This is a genomic window from Streptomyces sp. NPDC020965 (assembly GCF_044333555.1).
GTDB lineage: Bacteria > Actinomycetota > Actinomycetes > Streptomycetales > Streptomycetaceae > Streptomyces.
Genome location: NZ_JBIRRE010000006.1, coordinates 170,878 through 192,603, shown reverse-complemented (window position 1 = coordinate 192,603; position 21,726 = coordinate 170,878). Strand labels below are relative to the sequence as shown.

The 21,726-nt window shown below is 71.9% G+C and carries 17 protein-coding genes and 1 pseudogene; 8 read left to right on the top strand and 10 right to left on the bottom strand.

Annotated elements, in window-relative coordinates; translation table 11 throughout:
- Positions 1–110: 110 nt before the first annotated feature.
- Both ACH4S7_RS19950 and ACH4S7_RS19945 read right to left on the bottom strand, forming a co-directional pair.
- Entirely contained in the window at positions 111–1,292 is a 1,182-nt protein-coding gene (locus ACH4S7_RS19950; RefSeq protein WP_398522536.1) for an alpha/beta hydrolase family protein, read from the bottom strand.
- 283 nt (positions 1,293–1,575) lie between these two features.
- Positions 1,576–3,918, bottom strand: a complete 2,343-nt coding sequence (locus ACH4S7_RS19945; protein ID WP_398522535.1) for a chitinase C-terminal domain-containing protein — start codon at positions 3,916–3,918, stop codon at positions 1,576–1,578.
- Positions 3,919–4,598: 680 nt separating this feature from the next.
- Here ACH4S7_RS19945 and ACH4S7_RS19940 point away from each other — a divergent pair.
- Together ACH4S7_RS19940 and ACH4S7_RS19935 are read left to right on the top strand one after the other, a co-directional pair.
- Positions 4,599–4,736, top strand: coding sequence for a MerR family DNA-binding transcriptional regulator (locus ACH4S7_RS19940; protein WP_398522534.1), 138 nt, complete (start codon positions 4,599–4,601; stop codon positions 4,734–4,736).
- Between the two features lie 54 nt (positions 4,737–4,790).
- A complete protein-coding gene (locus ACH4S7_RS19935) occupies positions 4,791–5,015 on the top strand; it encodes a hypothetical protein (protein ID WP_398522533.1) in 225 nt (74 codons plus the stop codon).
- 416 nt (positions 5,016–5,431) lie between these two features.
- Here ACH4S7_RS19935 and ACH4S7_RS19930 read toward each other — a convergent pair whose 3' ends face one another.
- On the bottom strand, positions 5,432–6,436 hold the full coding sequence (locus ACH4S7_RS19930; protein ID WP_398522532.1) for a serine/threonine dehydratase: 1,005 nt from the start codon (positions 6,434–6,436) through the stop codon (positions 5,432–5,434).
- A 115-nt stretch (positions 6,437–6,551) separates the two neighbouring features.
- Between ACH4S7_RS19930 and ACH4S7_RS19925 the strand changes: the two genes are divergently transcribed.
- Positions 6,552–7,199, top strand: coding sequence for a TetR/AcrR family transcriptional regulator C-terminal domain-containing protein (locus ACH4S7_RS19925; protein WP_398522531.1), 648 nt, complete (start codon positions 6,552–6,554; stop codon positions 7,197–7,199).
- A 35-nt stretch (positions 7,200–7,234) separates the two neighbouring features.
- Here ACH4S7_RS19925 and ACH4S7_RS19920 read toward each other — a convergent pair whose 3' ends face one another.
- Complete coding sequence (locus tag ACH4S7_RS19920) at positions 7,235–8,413, bottom strand: DUF418 domain-containing protein (protein WP_398522530.1); 1,179 nt, start codon at positions 8,411–8,413, stop codon at positions 7,235–7,237.
- A gap of 350 nt (positions 8,414–8,763) precedes the next feature.
- On the opposite strand from ACH4S7_RS19920, the gene ACH4S7_RS19915 reads away from it, so the two are divergent.
- Positions 8,764–10,701 carry an HtaA domain-containing protein gene (locus ACH4S7_RS19915; protein WP_398522529.1) on the top strand — a complete coding sequence of 646 codons (1,938 nt, stop codon included), beginning with the start codon at positions 8,764–8,766 and terminating at the stop codon, positions 10,699–10,701.
- Positions 10,702–10,924: 223 nt separating this feature from the next.
- Here the strand turns inward: ACH4S7_RS19915 and ACH4S7_RS19910 are convergent, their stop codons facing one another.
- From ACH4S7_RS19910 to ACH4S7_RS19900, 3 genes are all read right to left on the bottom strand, one after another.
- Complete coding sequence (locus ACH4S7_RS19910) at positions 10,925–11,509, bottom strand: short chain dehydrogenase (RefSeq protein WP_398522528.1); 585 nt, start codon at positions 11,507–11,509, stop codon at positions 10,925–10,927.
- Between the two features lie 98 nt (positions 11,510–11,607).
- On the bottom strand, positions 11,608–12,192 hold the full coding sequence (locus ACH4S7_RS19905) for an isochorismatase family protein (RefSeq protein WP_398522527.1): 585 nt from the start codon (positions 12,190–12,192) through the stop codon (positions 11,608–11,610).
- Positions 12,193–12,294: 102 nt separating this feature from the next.
- A complete protein-coding gene (locus tag ACH4S7_RS19900; protein ID WP_398522526.1) occupies positions 12,295–13,434 on the bottom strand; it encodes a PP2C family protein-serine/threonine phosphatase in 1,140 nt (379 codons plus the stop codon).
- A gap of 454 nt (positions 13,435–13,888) precedes the next feature.
- Between ACH4S7_RS19900 and ACH4S7_RS19895 the strand changes: the two genes are divergently transcribed.
- From ACH4S7_RS19895 to ACH4S7_RS19880, 4 genes and pseudogenes are all read left to right on the top strand, one after another.
- Entirely contained in the window at positions 13,889–14,695 is an 807-nt protein-coding gene (locus ACH4S7_RS19895) for a S1 family peptidase (RefSeq protein ID WP_398522525.1), read from the top strand.
- A gap of 206 nt (positions 14,696–14,901) precedes the next feature.
- Positions 14,902–15,975 (top strand): NAD(P)/FAD-dependent oxidoreductase, encoded by a 1,074-nt coding sequence (locus ACH4S7_RS19890; protein WP_398522524.1) that lies wholly within the window; start codon positions 14,902–14,904, stop codon positions 15,973–15,975.
- Between the two features lie 1,095 nt (positions 15,976–17,070).
- Positions 17,071–18,297 (top strand): annotated as a pseudogene (locus ACH4S7_RS19885) (S8 family peptidase); the annotation flags it as partial.
- Positions 18,298–18,523: 226 nt separating this feature from the next.
- Positions 18,524–19,048, top strand: coding sequence for a hypothetical protein (locus ACH4S7_RS19880; RefSeq protein ID WP_398522523.1), 525 nt, complete (start codon positions 18,524–18,526; stop codon positions 19,046–19,048).
- A 22-nt stretch (positions 19,049–19,070) separates the two neighbouring features.
- Here the strand turns inward: ACH4S7_RS19880 and ACH4S7_RS19875 are convergent, their stop codons facing one another.
- The 3 genes from ACH4S7_RS19875 to ACH4S7_RS19865 form a co-directional block, all read right to left on the bottom strand.
- A complete protein-coding gene (locus tag ACH4S7_RS19875) occupies positions 19,071–19,520 on the bottom strand; it encodes a type II toxin-antitoxin system PemK/MazF family toxin (RefSeq protein ID WP_398522522.1) in 450 nt (149 codons plus the stop codon).
- 276 nt (positions 19,521–19,796) lie between these two features.
- Positions 19,797–20,909, bottom strand: coding sequence for a PP2C family protein-serine/threonine phosphatase (locus ACH4S7_RS19870; RefSeq protein ID WP_398522802.1), 1,113 nt, complete (start codon positions 20,907–20,909; stop codon positions 19,797–19,799).
- Positions 20,910–21,158: 249 nt separating this feature from the next.
- Positions 21,159–21,380 (bottom strand): hypothetical protein, encoded by a 222-nt coding sequence (locus ACH4S7_RS19865; RefSeq protein ID WP_398522521.1) that lies wholly within the window; start codon positions 21,378–21,380, stop codon positions 21,159–21,161.
- Positions 21,381–21,726: the final 346 nt, after the last annotated feature.

Sequence of the window (21,726 nt, the reverse complement as noted above, 5' to 3'; positions counted from 1 at the left end):
ACCTCCGATGGCGGCACGGATCGGAGCGGGCGTGGGCCCGCGGCCCCGCGTGGTGCCGTCCGGACCCTCCCGGACGGCACCACGCGGGGCCGCGCCCTCCGGCGGGGGGCTCACTGATGGTGGAAGACCACCTCGGGGTTGGCGGCGCCCGGCCCCGACAGCACCGGCTGCTGCTTCCCGCGCAGATGCTGGTCGAAGAAGGCCCCGACATAGGTACGGGTGATCGCCAGCGCGCGCCGGGCGGACAGTGGTGGCTGCGGCAGCCCGAAGTGCCGCTGGATGACCGGACTGTCGGAGAAGGTGAAGTGCTCGGAACCGGCGACGGTCAGCCACCGCTTCCAGCCGTCCAGCCTGGGCCACATCCGGTCCCAGGTCGCGTCCCGGCCCCCCGGCCGGTGCACATCGTCGTCGGTGCCCAGCATCATGAACGGCCGCCCGCCGAGCCCTTCGGGGGGCAGCTCCTCCCAGAACGCCCCGTCCATGTTGACGCCCGCCCGCACCCGGTGGTCGCCCGCCATCGCGGTGGCGGCGCTCGCGCCACCGATGGAGTGGCCCGCCATACCGATCCGCTTCTTGTCGATCATGCCGGCGTGCCGCCACACCGGACGGTGCCCGGTGAGCTTGTCCAGCACGAACGACACGTCGTCGGCGCGGGTCGCCGTGACGACCCCGGGATGGGTCGTACCCGACTCCAGCGCCGGGCAGGCGACGCAGGTCAGTATCTGCCGGCCGGGGACGGCGATACCGAAGGACTCGTACGCGTGGTCGACGGACGCGACGACGTAACCCCGGCTCGCGAGGTCCTCCGCGAGATGGGTGAGCGTGTACCGGGAGACGCTGAAGCCGGGGGAGAGGACGACCAGGGGGTACGTCCCCGGGGCGGGGCGGGCGCCGGTCCGCCCGTGGGTCCGCATCGCGCTCAGCTCCGCGGCCGGTACGGCGGCGTCGAAACCGAGTCCCTTCGCGAAGAGCCGGGCCTCTTCGGTGGTGGCGTACGGGGCAGGCCGTCCGGCTCCCGGGCGCGCGGCCGGGTAGTGGACGGTGACCATGAGTTCACGGCCCGCCGCGGTGGGCACCCAGGGGTCGGTGCGCGCCCTGTCGAGGAGCGGGATCACGGTGCTTCCGACGGCGTGCTTCCCGGTCGGGCGGGGGAGTTCCGGGCGATCGGCCGCCACGGCGGAGGGGCCGGGTGCGGTCGGTGGGGCGGCGGAGGCGGTGGACGCCACGGCGACGGGCAGAGCGAGAGTCAACGCGAGTGCGACGGCCGTGGCCGCCCGAGTGAGTCTGACCATGCGTGGACGGTAGACCGGCGCCGTACCCTGGCGCGTCAGACCGCGGTCGCTGTTCCGAGGCCGTCGCGTCCACCCATGGGTGGACGGTCACGCCGGTCCGCGCCCCCCGGCGGAACGGCTGCCCCCAGCCGGGGGGCAGTGCGGCGACCCCGGAAGGTGCCTCCCCCCGGGGGCTGTCGGCCCCTCCGCACCGGCAGGGGTGCCGGGCATGACGAAGGCCCCTCGACGGCGGCGGGGTCAGGGACCGTGCCGTCGAGGGGCCTTCGCGTCGATGGGTCAGAGGTCAGCAGGCACCCAGGTCCTGCCAGACGCCCCACTGACCGGTGGTGCCGGGCGCGTCACCCTTCGTCCACCACTTGGCCTTCCAGTTGCGCCCGGTGTGCGAGACGGTCACACCGGTGCCGTACTCGCCGGCCGGGGTCCAGGCCGGGGCGGTGCAGGTGCCGTTGCCGGGGCCGGGGCCACCGTTGCCGCCACCCGGCTCGACGACCGTCGTGCCGCGGGCCAGGTCGCCGGTGATCGCGTACGTCTTGCCGCCGAACGTCACCGTCCAGTTGGACGGGGTCGAGGTCGGGGAGTAGTAGACGAAGTCCAGCGCGACGGAGGCGCCCGGGGCCAGCGACTGCCAGGCCGGCAGCTTCAGCGAGACGCGGTTGAAGTCGCCCTTCAGGCCGCCCACGTTGTTGCCGGTGTGGTCGCTGCGGATGATCGAGGTGCCGAAGCCGGACTGGTCCTTCGCGTTGGCCGGGGCCGAGGTGGCGTAGTCGAACTGGAACTCCGTACCACCGGGCAGCGCCGTGGTCGTGCGGTTGGTGATCGTCAGCTTGGGGCTGATGGGGTAGTTGGAGTCACCGAGCGCGAACTGACCGAAGTCGGCGTCCACCTTGATGGCCTCGGTCGGCAGCGCGATGTTCGACTTCTTGGCGCCGTACGGGGTCGCCGCCTTGAACTTCTCGTACATCGCGGTGGTCAGGGTGTCGCCGGCCTCGTACTGGCCCTTGGCGGCGTTCCAGCGGTAGTCGCCCGCCAGCTCCCAGATCATCGTGCCGCCGATGCCCTTGTTCACGACGTAGTCGGCCTTGGCGGCCACCGACTGCTCGTCCTCGGTGGAGAGGAAGACCTTCTTCTGCGCGTTCCACAGCCACGGCGCGACCAGCGTCGCGTCGTACTTGCGGACGTACGTGCCGGTCAGCTGGGTGTTGGCGGCGAAGCCGTACCGGGTGATGTAGTCGCCGACGACACCCTTCTCCAGGTTCTTGGCGTGCCACATCGGGTTGGAGCCGGCCGGGGACTCCTGGCCCGCCGTGTCCTTGTCGTGCCACAGGTTGTCGATGCCGACGGCGCCGTCACCGCACTTGGTCAGGCCCGCCCCGGCCGGGCAGGTGCTCGCGGCGGCCTTGCCCCACAGGCCGTCGGTGCCGCCCTGGACGTTCTTGAAGCCGCGGGTGTAGTACGGCAGGCCGATGTTGATGCGGCCGGCCGGCATCGAGCCGCGGAAGTAGTGGTACGCCCAGTCGGTGTTGAGGTAGCCGACCCCGCCGTACTGCGCGGTCGAGTACACGCCGGCGGCGGCGAGTTCGCTGTCCTTGCCGTCGTCGAAGAGCGAGGCGTTCGGACCGACGTGCTCGTTCCAGGCACCGTGTAGGTCGTAGGACATGATGTTGACGTAGTCCAGGTACTTCTGGACCTGGAAGGTCTCCATCCCGCGCAGCAGGTACCCGGAGGAGGGCGCTGCCACGGTCAGCAGGTAGTGCTTCCCGTCGGCGGCACCGGCCCGGTCGAGCTTCTCGCGGAGGGTCTTCATCAGCGCGGCGTAGCCCTTGACCAGACCGGCGCGGCGCGCGTTGGCGACCTGCCAGTCCAGCGGGTTGCCGGCGTCCTTCATCGTGGTCGGGTACTCGTAGTCGATGTCGACACCGTTGAAGCCGTACTTCTTGATGAACGCGACGGAGGAGTCCGCGAAGGTGTCGATGCCGGCCTGGTTCACGGAACCGTCGGCGTTGGTGGCCATCGAGTAGAAGCCGCCGGAGTTGACCCGGTCGCCGTTGGCGGCGAAGTAGCCGCCGGTCTCGGCCCAGCCGCCGACGGAGATCAGCGTCTTCACGTTCGGGTGCAGCTTCTTGAACTTGGTGAGCTGGTTGAAGTGACCCTTGTACGGCACGGCCGGGTCCATCTCGGCACCGGCGACACCGGGGAAGGTCATCCCGGTGGCGGCGTTGTTCACGCCATCGGGGCCCACTGACAGTTTGTTGGCGCCGTCGACGTGCGCGAAGGCGTAGTTGATGTGGGTGATCTTGTTCCACGGAATGTCGTTGGCGAGGTAGGCCGGGGTGCCGTCCTTGCCGGTGCGCCATCCGGTGAAGTAGCCGATGACGCGGCGCTGGTGGTCCGCGCCCATCTTCTCGCGGCCCTCGGCGTCGTAGACGGAGCAGTACGGGACGTCGACGCCCGGTGTGGCGTAGAGGCCGTCGGGGCGACAGGACTCCTGGGTGGCGGCCGTGGTGGCCGTGGTGGCCGTCGGCGTGGCGGCCTGAGAGACGCCCGCCGAGAGCGAGCCGGCGAGCAGCGCGGCTGCTGCTGTGCCGACCGCGAGCAGCGAGGCTCTGGTACGGAAGGGGGACTGCACGGTCGGATCCTCCTGGTGGGGGGCCGCACCCGTGGGGGGTGCGGGATGTTCGGCCTCGTTCGAAGTGCGGGGGGTAAGGCGGAGTGGGCGCCATGGTGGTGCGCACACCCGGAACCGGTCCTCGGAGGAGGTGACGCAGAGATTAAAAGGACTAGACCAGTAGGTCAATAGGTCTGGACCAGTTCCTCGTTGATGACTGCGCGGGTTGCCCGGGATGGGGGTGTTTCGGCCAACGCGGCGAGGTGTCGCCCTCCTGTGCGATGACGGAGCCGCCTCCCGCGAGGTGGCTCGGGAGACGGCTCCACGACACGACCGGGGCGGGGTCGCAGCGGGGTCGGAGCGGTGGAGCAACTCCCTTGTTCAGTGGCTCGAATGATGTCCCTCAAGCAGTGGCCGCGTCCCCCGAGACGAAGATCGGGTCGTGGCTGAGAGAAAAGTAACCGTGCCCCCGGGGGCACACAAGGGGTCCACGCCAGCGGGCCTCGTACGGCGGTGAGGGTTCTCGGTCGGAGTCGACGGTTCCCCTGTGGCACGGACCGGCTATCCGTGCCCAGTCGTGAGTACGGCCTGGTCAGGGGCGTTTATCGGGTGGTTCGTTGCGAACGTGACCGTGCTAACTGCGGTCGGGTGCAGGGTTTCTGACTCGGTGGCCGAGGGGTCGATCCCGCTAAGGTGCCGTCATGCACACCGAGACGAAGATGTGCAGAGGCCGGTTCGCGGAACGCGTCGGCGCCAACCCCCGCTCGCTGCGCTACTCCGAGCAGCAGGGGCTGATTCCAGCCGCCAGGAACGCCAATGGTTACCCGGGAGTACGGTGAAACGGCGCCGTCCGCGCCCGCGACATCAAGGGCCTGCTGGACGCCGGGCTGACCGTGGACGACCTCCGTCCGTACATCGCGCACGGCTGCCTGGAGCGGCCGCTGGTCGACGTCGACCGTTGCGCGGGCGAACTCGACACGGCCCAACGGCGACTGGCCCTGATCGACGAACGCATCGCCCGGTTGCGGGAGCTGCGGGACCGGCTGGCCCGGCACAGCGACGGAGTGGCGGCGGCCGTCACAGAATCCGTCCGACCCGAGGACGGCCCCCGCTCTTGACCCCGCCACCAGCCACACCGGTGCCCCCGCCCGACCTGCTGAACGCCGCCAGCGGTGTCCGGTCAGCCCCCCGGCGCGGTCGGTCAGGCGCCCGCGCGGCACGGTGCCGGCCGCGCCCGCCCCACCCACCTCCGCGAGGAACAGCGCCGGCACACCGCCGTCCCGGCCGGTCGGGTCATGGGTGAGGAGAGCGCTACAGGTGCGGATCGTCAGGCCGCCGGCCGCGCCGCGTCGTCAGCCTCGGGCAGGCCGGACCGGCGCCACCACGCCGACCCGTGAGATCGACGGAATCGGTGGCAGCAGCGGTTGGGGAAGCCGTGCCGGCACGCCAGGAGGGCCGACACCGGTGTCGAGGTCGACCACCCGACCTTCGGTGGGGCCGCGCCGTCGGTCCCCCCGCCGGGGGGTACGGACCGTCAGGCCGGCCGGCCGGGAGCCGGGGCGACCAGGTCCGACGGGTCGGTGTTGGCTCCGCAGAGGACGACCGCGATGCGCTCGCCGGGGGCGGGTGTGTACCCGGCCCCGTCCGTGCCCGCCAGCGGCAGACAGGCCAGCGCGGTCGCGCCGCTCAGCTCCGTGACGATCCGGCTCCGGTCCCAGAGCGCGCGCCGGGCGGCGGCGATGGCCCGGTCGGGCACCAGGACGGAGCGTGAGCCGGGGTCCTGGGCCGCGCGCAGCGCCATCGGTGAGGCCCGCCGCGCGCCGAGCGCGTCGGCGGCGATGCTGTCCACCGAGACGTCTACCGGCCGCCCGGCCAGCAGGGCGGCGTTGAGCGCGCGACTGTTCTCCGGCTCCACGGCGATCGTACGCAGGCCGTGGCGCTGCGCTGCGGTGGCGACACCGGCGAAGAGCCCGCCGCCGCCGACCGCGACGACGACGGTGTCGAGACCGGGGATCAGTGCGCGCAGCTCCTCCAGGAGGGTGCCCGCCCCGGCGGCCACCAGGGGATGGTCGTAGGCGTGGCTGCGCAGCGCACCCGACTGTTCCGCGAAGCGTTCGCACGCGTCGGCGGCGTCCGCGTACTCCCCGTCGACGAGTCGCACGGAGGCGCCGTACTCCTCCAGCTTGGCGATCTTGACGGGCGGGGCCCCGGCTGGCAGGAAGACCGTGGCGGTCACCCCCAGGGTCCGGGCCGCCCATGCGCAGGCCAGACCCGCGTTGCCGCCGGAGGCGATGGTGACACCGGTGTCGGGGAGCGTACCGGCCGCACGGTGGGCGTAGAGGAAGTTGACCGCGCCGCGGGCCTTGAAGCTCCCGGTGTGCTGCAGGTACTCCAGCGCGAGCCAGACCTCGGGGTCCGGGCCGCCAGGGGCCTCGGACCGTACGGCTCCGGGGTCCAGCGGGGCGACGGTGACCGGCCGGACACGGCCGAGGACGCGTTCGGCCGCCGCCGTGACGTCGCCGTGGCTGAGCTGCTGCACGGGTCCTCCGAGGGTGTCGAGGGGGCCTGCCCGTCCCGGGAGGTGTCACGAGCCGTCCGGCGCGGTGTCCCCGGGGCGGGAGCGGTTAGTTACAACGTAACGTACATTGTTTCTCATGCCGAGGCAGTCAGCATCCCTGGACAGCGCCACCCCCGGCGCCATCGCCATCGCCGCGCTGGCGCTGATCGACGAAGGGGGCCCGCAGGCGCTGAACCTGCGCGCCCTCGCGGACCGGCTGGGGGTCTCCCACACCACGGTCCACCGACGCTGCGGGTCCACCCTGGCGGGCCTGGTGGACCTGTGCACCGACCATCTCGCCGCCCAGCTCCCGGACGTCGGCCCCGACATTCCGTGGGCGGTGGCCACCGAGACCCGCTTCGCGCGGTTGTACGAGCTGCTCGCGCGGCACCCGGGACTGATGGCCCTGCGGGGCACCCGCCCCTGGCTCAGCCGCGCACTCCTCGCCCGGCTGGTCGAACCCCAACTCGCCGCGAACATCGCGGCCGGTATGACCCCGGGGGAGTCGATCGCCACCTACCGGCAGATGTATCTGTTCACGCTGGGGGCGGCGAGTTTCGTGGACCATGCGAACCCCGCGTCGGCGCTCACCACGACCCGTACGGCACTGGCCGCCCTCGACCCCGGGGACTTCCCGGTCCTGACCGGCCACCTCGAAGCGATCCTGCCCGCCGTCGTGGACCACGAGGTCTACCACTCCGGTCTGCGCCGGCTCATCCGGGCCGCCGACCCCTCGGCGCACTGACCCACGCCTCGCGACCGCCCCCCGGCCACGCGACGTCAGCGCCGCAGGACCCACCGCTGCGCCGACTCCAGCGGTCCGGCCCGGAACCGCCGTAGCCACAGCGTCGAACCGACCATCAGGACCGCACACACCACCGCCCACAGCGCCAGCACCCACCACGGCCGCCAGGCGTCGCCGAGCCGGTGGGCGAGCCCGAGGCCGAAGCCGTACGCGACGAACACGCACAGCACGTTCTGGAGGACGTACCCCGACAGCGCGGTCCTGCCGACGCAACCGAGTCCGTTCAGCAGCGGGCCCGGCCGTCGCACCCGGTCCATCAACACACCGATGAGACCCAGGTAGCCGAGCGCCGTCAGCGGGCCCGCGACATACCGGCCCACAAGGAAGAAGTCGGCGCCGGCCAGCGAGGCGAGGAGATCGAGCGGCAGGCCCAGGCCCAGTCCCCAGATGAGCAGCCGCGACCGGATCCGGCGCCCGGTGGCGTCGGCGCCGAACGCGCCCGCCCGCATCAGCCGTACGCCCAGCAGGAACAGGAAGAGCAGGAGGAAGCACGTCAGCACCGGCTCCAGCCGGAGGGCCAGGGCGTTCTCGAAGCGGAACGCGACCTGCTCCGCGTAACTCCCGTGCGCGTACAGGTCGATCACCGTGTCCGACACCGGTTCGCCGCCACCACCCGAGCCGTCCGCCGCCAGGACGGCCGTCAGCAGACCCATCACCGCCAGGTGCAAGCCCGCCGCCCACCACATCACCCGGCGCCGGGCCGCGTCGGACCGGGTCAGCAGCCAGGCCACGAGCAGCGCGGTCACCGCGTACCCCATCAGGACGTCCCAGGCGAAGACGAGGAGGAAGTGCGCCGTTCCCTCGGCGAACAGGAACAGCGCCCGCCACCGGTACCGGCCGGGCCAGGGCTCACCGCGCCGGGCGGCGGAGGCGTACTGGATGGCCAGGCCGACGCCGAACAGGATCGTCAGCATCGACAGGAACTTGCCGTTCGCCAACTGCCGGGCGACGCTCTCGACCGCCTCCGGGAACGACGCGAAGGACATCCCGGTCATGTCACCGCTGAGAATGCCCCACTCGGCGCCGGGGCCGGTGAAGATCCAGACGTTGGTCAGCAGTGTGCCGAGGATCGCGACCCCGCGAACGACGTCGAGCAGGGGCAGCCGGGTCGGTGTCCCCGGCGGGGTGGCCCGTACGGGCAGGGTCTCGGTCATGCCCTCATCGTCTCGGCGCCCTCGGCCGTACACGTCATGACCGGAGATGATCGACGGCTACACCGAAGGATGTAGCTGCGCCGATCTCCCCTCGCACCGACGGTGCACCGACCCTCCGAAAGTGGCGGGCGCTTAGGCCATGTTCCACCGTAAGGAACCCCGGTCGTGACAATTTAGGTAAGGCTCACCTAATATGATCAGTGTCGACTTCGGGTCCCCCACTCCGATGAACCGGTCTTCCTTTCCGTGTGCCCAGCTCCGCGTGCCTGCGCAGGCAGGTGACCCGGGCACCGACACAGCCCCCGCCCGCATTTCGCGTGCCCTTGCTCCCCGAAGGAGACATGCAGCGCATGTCCACGTTCCGTACCACCCGTCTGGCCGCCCTCGCCGCGCTGACCGCCGTCTCGATGGGCACCGGCGTCCTGGCCGCCCCCGCCTTCGCTGCCCCCGTCGCGCCCGCCGCCGCCGACCCGGCCCCCGTCGCGCCGAAGGCAGGGACGGCCACCGCCTCCTCCCCGATCCTGATCACCGGTCAGGCCGGCTGGGGCTTCAAGGCATCTTGGTACCGCTACATCACGGGTCCCGCCCGTGGCACCGTCACCGTGGCCGACGGCGCCACCAAGGCCGCCGACGGCGTCATCTCCTACCCGGTCAAGCACGGTGCGGTGAACCCGACCGGCCTTGACGCCGATGTGCGCTTCGCCGGCTCGGTCACCTACGCCGCCCCTGCGCACAAGATCACCGGAATCACCCTGGCCAACCCCCGGGTCGAGCTGGTCGACGGTAAGGGCACCCTTTTCCTGGATGTGACCAGTGCCGTGGAGGGTGCCGCGCCCACCACGACCAAGGCCGTGCCCTTCGCCACCCTCACGGCGACCGCCGGCGCGCTGAAGGACTCCCGCCTCGACTGGAACGGCATCTCCGCCGCCCTCACCGCCGAGGGCGCGAAGACCTTCGCATTCGACGGCGACTCCATGTACGAGCCCGGTGAGGTGCTCGACACGCTCGCCGTCAACGGCACCGCCACCACCCCCGCCCTGACCGTCAGCCAGGTCTCCGGCCTCGGTGCCGAGACACAGGTGACGGTCACCGGCACCGGCTACCGGCCCGGCCGCGGCCTCTACTTGGCCCAGACCGTCGCCCTGCCCGGCAACACTTACCCCAGCGTCTTCGGCAACGCTGCCTATGTGCGCCAGGTCGGCGCCGACGGCACCTTCACCACCACCCTGAAGCTGACCGAGACCTTCGTCCCGGCCGGTGGCGCCGGTGGTGCCACCACCGACTGCCGCACCACCGCCTGCTTCGTGGTCAGCTTCAACTCGCACGACGGCCAGGACCAGTCCTGGATGGCCTCCCGCGCCCAGGACGTCGCCCGGAATGTCCTCTTCGGCTCCGCCGCGGTCACGACCGCTCCGAAGTCCCGCACGGTGCGTTCGGGTGCCTCCACCACGTTCACCGCCGCCGCCAAGGGCGCCGACGCGGTCCAGTGGGAGCGCAGCACCGACCGCGGCACCACCTGGACCCCCGTCGCCGGAGCCACCTCGGGCTCCCTCTCGGTCAAGGCGACCGCCGCCGTCCACAACAGCCGCTACCGCGCCGTCTTCACCAACGCGGCCGGCTCCGTGGCCAGCTCATCCGCCACGCTCACCGTGACTGCGGTCCCGAGCCGGATCACCGGGTTCAACGCCGCCCCGGAGCCGGTCGCCAAGGGCGGCAAGCTGACCCTCACCGGCACCCTCCAGACGGCGGGCGCGACGGACGACACCTGGCGCCCGCTCGCCAAGGGTGCCGTGGTGATCGAGTTCCGCACCAAGGGCGGCACCACCTGGACCAAGGCCACCAGCGCCACCACCGGTTCCCAGGGCACCTTCTCGGTGACGGCCACCGCCACCAAGGACGGCGACTGGCGTGCCCGCTACGCCGGCACCCCCGACCGCGCCGCCTCCGTCGGCAGCGGTGACACCGTGGACGTCAAGCTCCGCACCGAGATCGCCGGCTTCAACGCGAAGCCGGAGCCGGTCCGCAAGGGCAAGCCGATCACCGTGACCGGGACCCTGCGCAGCCTGGACGGTACCTGGAAGGCCACCTCCGGCCAGTCCCTGACCATCCTGTTCAAGGCCGACGGCGCCAAGACCTGGACCAAGCAGTCCACGACGCGCACGAACAGCAAGGGCGTCTTCTCCAAGGCGTTCACCGCGAAGAAGGACGGTAGCTGGAAGGCGGAGTTCAAGGCGACGTCGGTGCGGCTGGGCAGCAGCAGCGGTAGCGACCGCGTCGACGTCCGCTGACCCCGGGGCGCCACGCGCCCGGCCCCGGATGCCTCCCCCTCCCGGGTGGGAGACCCACGGGAACATGAGCGGTGCCTCCCGCCGACGCACATCCGTCGGCGGGAGGCACCGCTCCGTCCGTGACGCGCCGGGCTGCTCAGTACCCGGCGCCGTGAGCCCCCGCGCCGGATGGTGACCCCGCGTCAGCCACGTCGGTCGTGCCCGCGCCCTCCGCCTGGGGGGGTCAGGGGCGGAAGATCCGCCCCTGTGAGGCCCCCTCCACCGCCCGCACATAGCACTGTGCGACTTCGGACACCGGCGTACCACCGGTGTCGTCCCTGCCCATGCTGCGCAGGGTCTCCTTGATCCAGCCGGGGCTGACCAGGTTGAGGCGCAGATCGCGCGGCAGCTCACTCGCCGCGTTGCGGACGAAGCCCTCCAGACCGGAGTTGATCAGAGCACCCAGCGAACCCCCGGGCATCGGCGCGGCGAACGTGCCTCCCGTCAGGGTGACGGAACCCCCGTCGCGCAGATGCCGCACCGCCCGCCGGACCAGGGCCACCTGACCCAGTAGTTTGCCCCGGGTTCCCGACGCGGTTTCGTCGTCCGTCGCCGAGTCCAGGGCCAGCAGGGGACCACTGGCGGCGCAGCACACCACCGCATCGAGGTCTCCCACCGCGTCGAACAGCGCGTCCAGGGAGGACGGGTCCTCCAGGTCCGCATGGATCCGGCCATGACGTGACGCGCCGATCACCTGATGGGAAGTCCCCAGGGCTCGGACGACCGCGCCGCCGATGGTCCCGGTCGAGCCGATAACGAGTATCTCCATGCCGGTGATCCTGCCACCGGCCGTCGCCCACCGCCCCCTGTTTCCCGGGGGCTTCGGAGTCGTCGGAGAACGCCCTCCCCGACGCCGACGCCCTCGATTTAGGCGGCCGGTAGGGGCGGGGGCGTGAAGGTGACGTCCGCTGCCCGCGCGGTGACATCGGCCCTGCTGCCGAGGGCCCAGGCGGCGACGCGCGACACGGTGGCGGCCGGGATCCCGGCGCTGATCCCGGGTGCAGCCGGGATGTCGTGCGTGGCATGCGCGTCATGGGGCAGCACGACCCGGTACCCGAGGGTGAGGGCGGTGCGGGCCGTCGCCTGAACGCATATCTCGGACATCATGCCGCAGACGGCGACGGTCCGGACGCCCGCATCGGTCAATAGGTCGCCCAGCGCGGTCCCTTCGAAGCTGTCGGCCCTGGTCTTGCGGATCACGGTCTCCGCGGGGCCGGACCCGACGCCGTGGTGAAGTGCCCAGCCCGGTGTGTGGGGCTCGTCGCCTGCTCCGGGCGCCCCGTCGTTCTGGATGTGGACGACGAGCGCCCCGCCGGTACGGGCCCGTGCGATCAGGTCCGCCGTCCGGTCCAGGAGCCGGGCCGCCCCGGGCACGGCCCCGGCACCATGGACGGACGCCGACTGGACATCCACAACGAGCAGGGCCTGCACGGGAATCACATGATCATTCATGGCGTCATCATGACGTCGGGCGCCCTGCGGCTCCACCGGATTGCGCACGCCCGGCCTTTCCGCACAGCCGGACCGGCACGGGACGGGAGACCGGCGTCCGTCTCACCCGTGGCGCGGCCGGTACCCCGGGGCGGGGGCGCCGGGGTCCGTCCGCAGGGTCTCCCGAGTCGTGGCGACGGCGAGGGTCGCCATATCGTCGTCGTGGGCCCCGCCGGTCCAGTGGTGGACGGCGGCGGCGAGTTCATCGAGCACGGCGGCGGGATCCGCGGGTCCGGTCCCGAGGAGACAGAGGTCGGTCACCGGATCGTAGAAGTCCCCGGAGGGCTTCCGGGCCTCCGTGACACCGTCGGTGACGAAGAGCAGCACATCACCCGGGGACAGCGGAAAGGAATCGGGTCCGGCGCGCCGGTCGGTGAGCCCTCCCATGCCCAGGGGGAGATCGGGCGTGGTGGCGGTGAGCGCCGTGACCCGGCCGGCGCGGATCAGATAGGGGGCCGGATGCCCCCGGTTGACCACGCGCAGGACGTGTTCCCCGTGGTCGATCTCGGCGATGAGGGCGGTGGTGAACTCCTCAGAGCTGTCGTCGTGCGGGCGCTGCGCGCTGTCGCGTTCGAGGGAGTGCTCCAGCCGGACGGCGAGTTCCCCGAGGTCGGGCGTGTAGTGGACCGCCTCACGGAACGCGCCGATCAGGGTGGACGTCGTGGAGACGGCTCCCAGGCCCTTGCCCCGTACATCCCCGATCAGGATCCGGACGCCGAACGGGGTGTCCTGGATCGCATAGGCGTCACCCCCGATCCGCGCCTCGGCGTCCGCCGCCTCGTAGCGGGCCGCCACCTCCAACGGCCCGATGCGTACGGGCGGGGTGGGCAGTACCGCGCGCTGTATGGCCTCGGCCACGGACCGGGCGGTGGCCAGGCGTCTGCCGTGGCGGTGGAGCATGCGGTTCACGTCGAGGCCGATGAGCGCGGAGAGCAGGACGTTGAACACGTCCTCCGTCCAGACCGTGGTGCTGAACAGCTCCCCGGCCCGCCAGCTCAGTAGGACCGTGACCGCCAGGGCGATCACTCCGACCCGTACGGCACCGCGGAACGTCAGCGTCGCACCGGCCAGCACACACCCGGAGGCGATCAGTGGCACACCCGTGTACGTGTTCGGTGTCAGCGCGTCGACGACGGCCGCGACGCCGATCAGGGCCAGCGGAAACCATCGTGTGTACGGCCACCGGGCGGTGAGGCGATCCATCCCTCGATCCCCAGAGCGGCTCGGCGACGGGTGCACATGCGCTCTCAGCTCTAACCGAACCGGTTGGCGGCCAAACCACGCCCCCGGCCAAACGGCGGCCACGGCCGCGCCCGGTGGAAGCGGTGGCCGCCGCCCGGTCGTGATCGCCGTACCGCGCCGGGAGCAGTGGTGCTGTCCGCTGCCGTCATTGCCGTACCACGCGAAGAGTTCTGTGTACGTGGCGTGCGAGCCCGGGCGCGGTTGACGCCCCGGATGGGCTGTCCGTCCCCGACCGCCCGGGAGTGCCGCCCGCGGCTGATACACGGTCGATGGGATACCCCGACGTGTCCGACACCCGGCCGAGGCCGGACGGATGACTGTCGGGCCCAGGATCGGGGTCGGTAAGAGCGGCCGGGCGCCGCACCAGCACCTTGCCGGGGAGCACCCCCGGCAACAGATGAAAGTGAGTTCGCTCGTGAACAGATCAGCGGGCCGACGGGCGGTCACCGCCCTCGCCGGCGTCGGGGCGTTCGGCATCATGCTCACCGCCGCGCCCTCCGCCTCGGCGATCGTCGGCGGGGATCCGGTCGCGGACGGCCAACGCTCGTTCGTCGTGCGGATCGAACGGCAGGGCGACGACGGGGCGTGGTCGCAATTTTGCGGCGCGGCGCTCATCGACAGCCGGGTCGTCGCCACGGCGGCGCACTGCGCCAACATGGCCGAACAGGGCAAGATCAAAATCCGGCTCGTCATGGGGCGGGCCGATGCGAACGCCACCGGGGGGACGGTGGTGACCGATGATCAGTTCTCCGTCTACAGCCATCCTTCGTTCTCGACGCAGACCAACACGGACCTGGGTCTCCTCGTGCTCGACAGGCCCGCGGACCAGACGAGTGCGGTCCTTCCGCCGCTGCGGAAGACACTGCGGCCGGGGCGTCTCATGAGCGCCGCCGGCTGGGGGCGTACCACCCTCGACGATCCCACCAAGCCGTCCCGCCTGCGCGAGGCGCGGCTTCCCGTCACCGCGTTCGACACCGAGGGCGGCATCTGGGACAAGAAGTTCATCTGCGCGGGCACCGCGGAGTCGAGGGTTGCGCCCGGCGACAGCGGAGGGCCGCTGTTCGATATGAAGGGATCCGGAAGGGCTGTCGTGTACGGCCTCGTGACCGGGGAGACGAACACCTGCACAGGACTCTTCACCAATCTGTCCGACCCGGCTGTCTGGAAGCCGTTCCGGGCACCGCTCGCCTCTCACGGGCTCTCCCACGTCATTCCGGCCTAGGCCGGCGACATCCCGACATGGGCCGGTGACGGACGGACACCCCTGACACCCGCGGTGATCACCGCGGGTGTCCGTCCGTCGCGCGCCCCCCGCCAGTCCGGCGCTCGGGGGGCTCGTCCGGGTGCGCGGACTTGCCGTATCGGCAAATATGTTTGCCATTTATGCGAGCTCGGACGGACGATCTCCGGTGAATGGAGGTACTTCCTATGACGGGATACGAGGGTCAACGACGGTACGACGTCGTGGTGATCGGCGGTGGGGCGGCGGGGCTGAGCGGGGCGCTGACGCTCGCGAGGGCGCGGCGTTCGGTGCTGGTGGTCGATGCCGGAGAGCCGCGCAACGCACCGGCTTCGCATATCCATGGCTATCTGGGGCGGGAGGGCACCCCGCCCGCCGAGTTGCTGGCCGTGGGCCGTGCCGAGGTCACGGGGTACGGCGGGGAGATCGTGCACGGCACGGTGACGGCCGTCGAGCGCGCGGCGGAGGGCGGATTCCATGTCGAACTGGCCGACGGGCACGCCGTCGGGGCGGCCCGGCTGCTGATCACGACCGGACTGGTCGACGAGCTGCCCGCGGTTCCCGGGGTGGCTGAGCGGTGGGGTCGGGAGGTGCTGCACTGTCCGTACTGCCACGGCTGGGAGGTGCGGGACCTGCCGATCGGCGTGCTGGCCACCGGTCCGATGGCGGTGCACCAGACCTTGCTCTGGCGGCAGTGGAGTAACGACGTCACCCTCTTCCTGCACACCGCGCCGGAGATCACCGACGAGGAGTACGAGCAACTGGCCGCCCGCGGTGTCACGGTGGTGGATGGCGAGGTGACCGGCCTGGACGTGACCGAGGACCGGCTCTCCGGCGTGCGGCTCGCCGCGGGGCCCGTGATACCCGTCCAGGCGCTGGTGGTCGCCCCACGTTTCACTGCGCGCGCCGGCGTGGTGGCCGGACTGGGGCTGAAGGCCACCCCACAGGAATGGAACGGCCACGTGATCGGTGCTCATATCGCCACCGACCCCGCTGGGGCGACCGACGTCCCCGGTGTCTGGGCGGCCGGGAACGTCGCCAGCCCGACCGACCAGGTGATCGGGGCGGCCGCCGCGGCCGTACGGGCGGCAGCGGCGATCAACGCCAACCTGACCGCGGAGGAGACCGGCCGGGCGGTCGCCGCGCGCCGCGCCCCCTTCTCCGCTGGGGCCGAGCGCGAGGTTTGCGAGAAGGTGCTCGGCGACCGACGCCACGGGCTCGACCTGCCCACTGCCGCCCGCGACGTCGGGAGCAGCCGCTGACCGGTGGGGTGGACCGTCCAGGAAACCTGGGGTGAGAGGTACCCCCCAGGGAGCGGGACCGGGCGGATCCGGAGCGGTGAATGCGGTGTCCGTCCGCGAGGTGTTCACGCCGATTCCGGCGGCGGGGGCCTCGACCCGGGCCGCGTGGTGACGGGGCCGACGCGAGCCGGCCCGCCCGACATGGACAGTGGGCCACCGCCACCGCCACGGCCACCGCCATCTCGGCCGTCACGCCGACCCGCGCCACCAGGGGGTTCCGCGGGCGCCGACGAGATCGACCGGCAGTGATGCGACCTCGCCACCTCCCTCCCGGACGGCGTATACGGTCTGGTGTCCGCGCGGTTCCGCCACTCCACGGGAGGACATCCCGCCTGAGGAGATCCGCGGACCGTGGCGGCAGCCGTCGCACCGGGCGGGTCGCTCCCGGCCGTCGGATACGCGGCTTCCCGCACGGGGCGGTGTACGCGGGTCCGCGGGACTGACCGACCACTCCCGACGGGACCCTGGTCGCTCTCGATCTCGCGGAAGACTCCTGCGAGGTGCTGCTGAAGGACGAGCGCGCGCGGCTTCGGCACGATCCGGAATCCCGGCCCGGCGCGGACCGGGGCACGCCCTGGTGGTCCAGCGCGCCACTGGCCGGCCGTCGCACGGATGTCACCCGTGGCGGTCGGCCGGTGGAGCCCGGGCCGCACCCATGGGTCCGGGTCCGGCCGTCGAACCGTGACCCGCTCCACCTCGGTGCCCACGTGGGGGAGTGCGGAGTCAGGATCGCACGGAGGCCCGTGCCGCCCCGGTGCACAGACATGCGTCCTCCGGATGGCAGGACCCGGGAGGTGCTTCCCCCTCGGCCCATCAGGGCTTTCCTGGCCTCGGTGGTGACGGCGATTCATGTCGCGCACGTGTCGTCTCCGTGTCGCGTGGGCACACCCCCTTGCGGAATTCCTATGTACCCCTCAATCTTTGAGCCGGTGCCAGATTGACATGTACTTGCCAATCGCACCGTCAGTACCGGCGTGCGCCCGTACGTCTGCCTACCCACGGACGACGGAACCGCACGCCTCCCCCCACGCACCATCGATGCGGAGGAACCCCCACATGGCACTGAATCACACCGGTCGGCCGACCCGCGCCCGTGCAGGGCGCCGGCACGCCGCCCTCGGAGCCGCCGTCGTCACGGCGCTCACCCTCGGTCTGATCTCCGCGCTCCCCGCGAACGCCGCCTCCGAGCAGCGCGAGGGCCGGATCCTGGACGCCGGCGCGCCCGGCGCCATCAAGAACAGCTACATCGTCACCCTGCACGACAGCGAGGTCCGGTCCACCTCCGCCCAGGGCAAGGCGCTCGCGAAGGAGTACGGCGCGAAGATCAAGCGGACCTACACCACCGCCCTCAACGGCTACGCCGTACAACTCTCCGAGGCACAGGCGAAGAAGTTCGCGGCCGACCCCGCAGTCGTCTCCGTCGCCCAGGACCAGACCGTCTCCATCCAGGCCACGCAGGTCAACCCGCCGTCATGGGGCCTCGACCGCATTGATCAGCCGAACCTCCCGCTCGACCGCAGATACACCTACCCGGACTCCGCGGGCAGCGGTGTCAACGCCTACGTCATCGACACCGGCGTCCGGATATCTCACAGCGACTTCGGCGGTCAGGCGTTCAACGGCTACGACGCCGTCGACAACGACAACGTCGCCCAGGACGGCAACGGGCACGGCACGCACGTCGCCGGCACGGTCGGCGGTACGGCCTACGGTGTCGCCAAGAACGTGCGGATCTACGGCGTACGGGTGCTCAACAACAGCGGCTCCGGCACCACCGCGCAGGTCGTCGCCGGTGTGGACTGGGTCGCCCGCAACCACGTCAAGCCCGCGGTCGCCAACATGAGCCTCGGCGGCGGCGCCAACACCACCATCGACACCGCCGTGCGCCGCGCCATCGCGGCCGGGGTCACCTTCGCCGTCGCGGCGGGCAACAACAACGCCAACGCGAGCGGCTACTCTCCGGCCCGGGTGACCGAGGCCATCACCGTCGGGTCCACGACGAACACCGACGCCCGCTCCAGTTTCTCCAACTACGGTGCCGTCCTCGACCTCTTCGCCCCGGGGAGCTCGATCACCTCGACGTGGCACACGAGTGACTCGGCGACCAACACCATCTCCGGTACCTCGATGGCGTCCCCGCACGTCGCGGGTGCCGCGGCCATCTACCTGGGGGCCAACCCGAACGCCACGCCCGCGCAGGTCTCCGCCGCGCTCGTGGCCGCGGCCACGCCCGGTGTCGTGACCAACCCGGGTGCGGGCTCTCCGAACCGTCTGCTCCGCGTCACCGGCTGACGGCACGGCGCACACCGCTCGCATGAACACCTCGTCCTCGCGGACGGTCACGGGTCAGGTACCCGGGCCGCCGCGGGGACGAGGCGTGCGTGCCGTCATGCGCCGACGCCCAGCGGGCCGGACCACCGAGGCGTCCCGCGCGGCCGGAACCCGTCGCCCAAGCCGGTCCGGTCGTCGGCGCCACCGGCTGTCACCCCCGGCGGTTAGGGTGCGGCTCATGCAATCGCTGATCACCGCTGTTCGGGAGTATGACGCCGCCGCCCAGTACCTGGCCTGGCCGGGCGACTTCGAACCCGACCGGGCCGACCACGGCGAGGACGTCCACCTTGCATCGGGCGCGGCCCTGGAAGGATTTGCGGGCGACGGAGCCGGGGGCACGTACTTCTTCTGCGGTGCCGGGGGCGAGGAACGCCCGGTCCTGTACGCGGACTCCGAGGGCGGCGCGGCCTTGGTCGCCATCGGCCTGCCCGAGCTGTTGCGACTCCTGCTGGTGGCACCGTGGTGGCGCGACTGCCGGGAGTTCACCGCGGAGGAGAGCCAGGAGTTGGCCGCCGAATACCTGGCGGACATGCCCGACCTGGCGGCCCGGCGGGACCGCGCCGCCGCGGCTCTCGGCCTCGACCTTCCGACCGAGGTCGACGCCCTGCGCCGCATGCGCGAGACCGCCACGGCGTCGGGCGAGCACTTCATCCTGGTCCTCACCTCGGAGGGCGAGCCGTACGACCCACTTTTCGCGGGCTGACCTGCTGGCGTCTTGACCGCGGTCAGAGGAAGCGGGAACGCGTCCGGCGCCAGACCTCCGGACACACCGGTCCGACCCTGCGCCGGAGCGCCGACAGGTGAACCTCGCGGCGTTCCGCGGCCCGGAGGTAGCTCGGGCGGTCCAGACGGTCATCCACACTGCCCGGTGGCAGCGCTATCGCGTCCCGCGCGTGGGGGTGGTACTTGCTGGTGATCTGCGCGGCCACCACGGAGTGGGCGCTGACGGACAGCACCAGACAGGGGCGGTCCTTGGCTCCCGACCCATCGGCGAAGGGCATCATGGCCCACCAGATCTCTCCTGGCCACGGCTGGGAGAGGGGCAGTTCGGGCGGACGCACGGGGAGTTCGACGCGGCGGCGGCCCGCGGCGGCCAGTCGCCGCACCCCGCGGACCAGGGCGAAGGCCAGCGCCAGCAGCAGCGCGATCGAGAGGTATGTGCCGAGATCGTCCACTGCCCCGCCTTCTCCGTACCGCCGTGATCCGGTTGCCCCATGGTCCCGGTGCGCCTGCCGGGCGACGGCGTCTCCGCCAGCGGCTCGCCCCACGGACGCCTCCGCGAACCGACCGTACGCCCGGCGCGTCCGTCGTTTCCGGTACTTCCCGGAATTCGGCCGGCCGTTCGTCTTCGGTGCCGGGAACGGACCGGACGAAAGTACCGCACCTCGATCGGCGACCGGGTACGGGCCCCCGGAGGCATGTTCCGGCCTTCCCACTTCCCCTTCCAGTGGTCACGCAGTGGGGTTCCGCGGGACCCGGTCGGCGGCGCCGTGCTCCGGGTCGGGTGTGGCGGTGAGGGCGAGGAGTGCCATGTCGTCGCCGATGCCGCCGCGGGTGTGCCGCGTCACATCGGTGACGACCCAGTCCAGCAGGGCCGCGGGATCGGTGCCCCGGCGGCCCGTGAGTGCGGCGACCGGATCGTAGAAGGCGCCGCGGGCGTTCCGCGCCTCGGTCAGACCGTCGGTGAAGAGCAGCAGGGTCGCGCCCGCGGGCAGCGGATACTCCCGCGCCCGGACCGGGTCCCCGCCCAGCGCCTCCATACCCAGCGGCAGGGCCGGCCGTTCGGGTGTCAGCGGGCGGGGCGGGTGTCCGGGTCGGAGGAGCAGCGGGGCGGGGTGGCCGCGGTTGACCAGGCGCACCGTCGTGTCGTCGTGGGGGATCTCGGCGAGGACGGCGGTGGCGAAGAGTTCTTCGGCGTCCTGGCCGCCGCGCCGGACGGCCTCACGGGTCAGCGCTCCGTCGAGACAGTCGCCGACCGCCTCCAGCCGCTGTTCGCGTTCGGCGGCTTCGCGGAACGCGCCCACGGCCACCGCGACCGTGCCCACCGCTCCCACGCCCTTGCCCCGCACGTCTCCCAGCACCACCCGTACCCCGTGCCGGGTGTTCTGCACGGCGAAGAAGTCACCCCCGATCAGCGCCTCCGACGCGGCTGCCTCGTAGCGAGCGGCGACCAGCAGGCCGCCGAGCCGTTCGGGTGGGGGAGGCAGGACCGCGCTCTGTACGGCTTCGGCGACCTGCCGGGCGGAGGCCAGTTGTTCGCCCCCGCGGCGGATCATCCGGTTGATTGCCAGCGCCAGCACGGAGACGGTCAGGATCGTGAACTCTTCCGTGTAGGCATGGGCCTCGTCCTGCGAGCTGTCCTCTACGTGCAGGCCGGCCATCGTGATCGTCGCGGCGAGTCCGGTCAGCAGCGTTCCGGTGAAGGAGAAGAAGGGGGCGGCGATGAGTGGCGCGGCGGCGAACAAGGGGGCCGCCGTGAACTGCCGGGGTGTCGCCAGCGCGTACACCGTGCCCATGACGATCAGCAGTGTGGGCAGGAGCCGGACTGCGTGGCGGATCCACATCACACACCCGTGCTGCCCTTTCGGCCTTCCCCGCTAACAGGCGGTAGACCGATTGGGCCAGCCGGGTTCTCGACACCTGGGTCGGGGCATCGACGAGGTGGCGCGTGTAGCGGGTGTGTGCTCGGTGTCCGCACGGACCGGGGGCCGGCCCGCCCCACCGGCTGGAGTGGGCTTTCGCCTCCTGGCCTCCGTCCGTGAGCGGCGTGGCACCCCCGCACCGGGCCTCCCCCCCCAGGCGGAACGGGCCGGCTACTCCGCCTCCGGCACCGTTCCGCCGAGCACGCGCCGCGCCGCCTCGCTCTCGGCGGCGGCCGGCGACAGTTCGTCCAGCGTGTCGAGGTCGTCCCTCGCCAGCTCCGCCTCCCAGGCGGCGGCCAGCCTCTCCTGCTCGTTGCCCGTCCGTCGCCCGACCTCTTCTCGGTCCTCCGGGCTCAGGGCGGTCAGGAACCGCGTGACAGTGTCATTGGGCATCCCGTTCTCCTTCGATCACGTCGGGCACAGCCGTCCCGGACCCCGGCCCTGCCGGACCAGAGTCGTTCCGAACCATTGCCAGCATGATCGAGACACGCCACTCGCCGGCGGATGTCGTGCCCGCCAGCCCCCGAACGGGTGCGCCTGGGGCCGGATGGCGGCGGGGGGGGGGGCGGGGGGGGGGGGGGGCGGGGGCGCCCCGCCCCCCCCCCCCCCCCCCCCCCCCCCCCCCCCCGCCGGGGGGGGGGGGGGGGGGGGGGGGGGGGGCCGCCCCCCCACCGCACGACGTTCACGCTCCTCCGGCCAGCCCGTGGCCCGTCACCGGGTAGCCGGTGTCGGCGTGAAG